This is a genomic window from Streptomyces sp. NPDC003691 (genome assembly GCF_053981115.1).
The window spans coordinates 1-4,295 of the sequence record NZ_JBSFNQ010000195.1; the positions used below are offsets into that span (position 1 = coordinate 1).

At 72.6% G+C, this 4,295-nt stretch carries 1 protein-coding gene; it reads left to right on the forward strand.

The window, feature by feature from the left end; all coding sequences use genetic code 11:
• A partial coding sequence (locus ACWDR0_RS34605; protein WP_456355808.1) for an SDR family NAD(P)-dependent oxidoreductase occupies positions 1-4,295 on the forward strand: 4,295 nt, incomplete at both ends.

Consider the following 4,295-nt stretch of genomic DNA (forward strand, 5'->3'; position numbering starts at 1 on the left):
GGCTCCGCGGTGAATCAGGACGGTGCGTCGAACGGTCTGACGGCGCCGAACGGTCCTTCGCAGCAGCGGGTGATCCGGCAGGCCCTGGCCTCGGCCGGGCTCTCCGCGGCCGATGTCGATGTCGTGGAAGCCCATGGCACGGGCACCACCCTGGGTGACCCCATCGAGGCACAGGCCCTGCTCGCCACCTACGGCCAGGACCGCGAAACACCCCTCCGGCTGGGCTCGGTGAAGTCCAACATCGGCCACACGCAGGCCGCGGCCGGTGTCGCCGGTGTCATCAAGATGGTCATGGCCATGCGGCACGGCGTGATGCCCAAGACTCTGCATGTCGACGAACCGTCGACCCATGTGGACTGGTCGGCGGGCGCCGTCGAACTGCTCACCGAGGCCCGGGACTGGCCCGAGCTGGAGCGCCCGCGCCGAGCCGCCGTCTCCTCCTTCGGCATCAGCGGCACCAACGCCCACACCATCATCGAGCAGCCGCCCGCCGCCGAACCGGCCGGGCCGCGACCCGAAAACGGTCTCGTACCCCCGCTGGTGCTCTCGGCCCGTACCGGCGAATCCCTGCGCGAACAGGCCGGACGACTGCGGGCGTTCATCGCCGCACGGCCCGACGTACGGCTGGACGACATCGCCCACTCGCTGCTGACACGAGCCGACTGGGAGTACCGCGCCGTCGTCACGGGCCGGGACCGGGACCAGCTACTGAACGGTCTCGCCGACCTCGCGGACGGCACGGCAGAAGGCACCGCGGAGGGTACGCCCGCCCCCGGCCGGACGGCGTTCCTGTTCAGCGGTCAGGGGAGTCAGAGGCTGGGGATGGGCCGGGAGCTGTACGAGGCGTTCCCGGTGTACGCGGGGGCGTTCGACGCGGTCTGCGGCCGGTTTGAGCTGCCGCTGAAGGATGTGGTGTTCGGCGGGGACGCGGAGGTGCTGAACCGTACGGAGTTCACGCAGGCTGCGTTGTTCGCGGTCGAGGTGGCGCTGTTCCGGCTGGTGGAGTCGTGGGGTGTCCGCCCCGGCTTCCTGGCGGGTCATTCGGTGGGTGAGATCGCGGCCGCGCATGTCGCGGGGGTGCTGTCGCTGGAGGACGCGTGCACGCTGGTGGCCGCCCGTGGCCGGCTGATGGGGGCGCTGCCCGAGGGTGGCGCGATGGTTGCCGTCGAGGCCTCGGAAGAGGACGTACGCCCGTATCTCACCGAGGGCGTGGACATCGCGGCGGTCAACGGTCCGCGCTCGCTGGTCCTGTCCGGTGACGAGGACGCGGTTCTCGCGCTGGCCGGGCGGTGGAAGAACAAGCGCCTGCGCGTCAGCCATGCCTTCCACTCGCACCTCATGGACCCGATGCTGGACGAGTTCCGCACGGTCGCGGAGTCGCTGTCTTACGAGCGGGCGAGTGTGCCCATCGCCGGTCAGCCCGCCCGCGTCGATGCCGAGTACTGGGCACGGCATGTCCGGGACGCGGTCCGTTTCCACGACGCCCTGGAGTGGCTGCGTACCGAGGGCGTGACGTCCTTCCTGGAGATCGGCCCGGACGGCATCCTGTCCGCCCTCGCCGACGGGGTACCCCTGCTCCGCCGCGACCGCAGCGAGTCGGTCACGGCCCTCGACGCCGCCGGACGGTTCGGCGCCACCTGGCCCGAGCTGCTCACCGGAGCCCGCCAGGCCGACATCCCGACCTATGCCTTCCGCCGCGACCGCTACTGGCCGCGGGTGAACTCCGTCCGCCCGGGCGATGTCACGGCCGTCGGCCTGACCGCCCCCGGGCACCCGTTCCTGGGTGCCGCCGTCGGCCTTGCCGAGAGCGACGGTGTGGTGTTCACGGGGCGGTTGTCGGTGGAGTCGCATCCGTGGCTGGTGGATCATGTGGTGTCGGGTGCGGTGCTGTTGCCGGGTGCGGCGATGGTGGAGCTGGCGGTGCGGGCGGGTGACCAGGTCGGTTGTGATCTGGTGGAGGAGCTGACGCTTGAGGCTCCGCTGGTGCTGCCCGAGCGGGGCGGTGTCGCGGTTCAGCTGACGGTGGGCGCTGCTGACGACGACGGCCGCCGTACGGTGCAGTTGTACTCGTCGGTGGACGAGGTGTGGACGCGGCATGCGAGTGGTGTGCTGGGTTCGGGTGCTCCGGTGGGTGAGGGGCTGGTGGAGTGGCCGCCGGCGGGTGCCGAGGCGGTGGACCTGACCGGGTTCTACGAGGGTCTGGAGTACGGTCCCGGGTTCCAGGGTCTTCGGGCCGCGTGGCGGCGCGGGGACGAGGTGTTCGCGGAGGTCGCGGTCGAGGACGCGGCGGGCTTCGGTCTCCATCCCGTCCTGCTGGACTCCGCCCTCCACGCCATCGGCATCGGCGACTTCGTCGACGGCCCCGGCCACCTTCCGTTCTCCTGGTCCGGAACCTCCCTGGCGGCGGCCGGTGCCGACGCCCTGCGCGTCCGGATCACCGCCGCGGGCCCGAACACCGTGGCCCTGACCCTCACCGACACCTCCGGCGCACCCGTCGCCACGGTCGACTCGCTCGCCCTGCGCCGATTTGCGCCCGAAGCGCTGCGGACCGGCCACCACGACTCCCTGTTCCAGGTCGACTGGGTGCCGCTGGCGGTCACCGAGGCCGCCGCCCCGGCCGACGGCGTGACCGTCGTCGCCATCACCCCGGGCGACGCTCACACCGTCGTAGCCCGCGCCCATGAAGAACTCGCCCGCGTACTCGGCGTACTCCGGACCCATGACGGTGGTCCGCTGGCCGTCGTCGTACGGCCCGGGGATCCGGTGGGTGCCGCGGTGTCCGGTCTCGTCCGGTCGGCGCAGTCCGAGGAGCCGGGCCGGTACCACGTCGTCGAGGCGGTGGAGCCGCCCTCGCCCGAACTGCTCGCCGGGGTGCTGGCGTCCGGGGAACCGCATATCGCCGTCCGCGACGGCAAGGTGTTCGCACCGCGACTGGCCCGGGTCCCCGCCGGTGCGACCACCGAGGACGCGGGCTGGGGCGACACCGTCCTGGTGACCGGCGCCTCCGGCGGCCTCGGCGGCCTTGTCGCCCGGCATCTCGCCGCCGCACACGGCGTACGCCGGCTGGTGCTGGCGAGCAGGCGCGGCACCATCGACGGCGGCCTCGCCGCCGAACTCGCTGAGCTGGGCGTCGAGGTCGAGAACGCGGCCTGCGACATCGCCGACCGCGACGCCGTGGCCGCACTCCTCGACGGCATCGACGGTCTGACCGGTGTCGTGCACACCGCCGGTGTGCTGGACGACGGCGTCCTGTCGTCGCTGACCCCGGAGCGGATCAGCGCCGTCCTGCGGCCCAAGGCCGACGCGGTCTGGAACCTCCACGAGCTGACCGCGGACCGCGAGCTGAACCGCTTCGTCGTCTTCTCCTCCGCCGCCGGTGTCTTCGGCAACGCGGGCCAGGGCAACTACTCCGCCGCCAACGCCTTCCTCGACGCGCTGATCGGCCACCGCCGCTCGCTCGGCCTGCCCGGCCAGTCCCTGGCCTGGGGCCTGTGGGACCAGCACGACGGCATGGCCCGCCAGGCGAAGATGGACCGCGGCACCGCCCTGTCGGCCGAGGACGGCCTGCGTCTCCTGGACGCCGCCACCGGCACCGGACTGCCCGTCCTCGTCCCGATGGGACTGGACCTGGCCGCCCTGCGCGGCACGGAAGTGCACCCGCTGCTCCGCGGGCTCGTCCGGGGCCGTGTCCGGCGTACCGTCGAAGGCGGCCTGGCGGCCCGGCTGGCCGGCCTGTCCCCGGCCGAGCGGGAACGCACGGTCCTGGACCTGGTGCGCCGTCAGGTCGCGGCCGTACTCGGCCACGACGGACCGAACGCCATCACACCCGACCGGGTCTTCGGCGATCTGGGCTTCGACTCGCTGACCGCCGTCGAGCTGCGGAACCGGCTCAACGCGGCGACCGGCCTGCGCCTGCCCGCCACCCTGATCTTCGACCACCCCACCTCCGCGGTGCTCGCGGACCACCTGCTCGCCGAGCTGACGGGCGACAGCGCCGCCGGAGAGGCCGTCACGGCCGCCGCACGGCTCGACGACGAGCCGATCGCGATCGTCGGTATGGCGTGCCGTTTCCCGGGCGGGGTGTCCTCGCCCGAGGAGCTGTGGGAGCTGGTGGCCGGGGGGACCGATGCCATCGGGGACTTCCCGGCCGACCGTGGCTGGGACATCGAGCGGCTCTACCACCCGGACCCGGACCATCCCGGGACCTCGTACGCCCGCGAAGGCGGTTTCCTCTACGACGCAGCGGAGTTCGACCCCGCGTTCTTCGGCATTTCACCGCGTGAGGCCATCGGTAC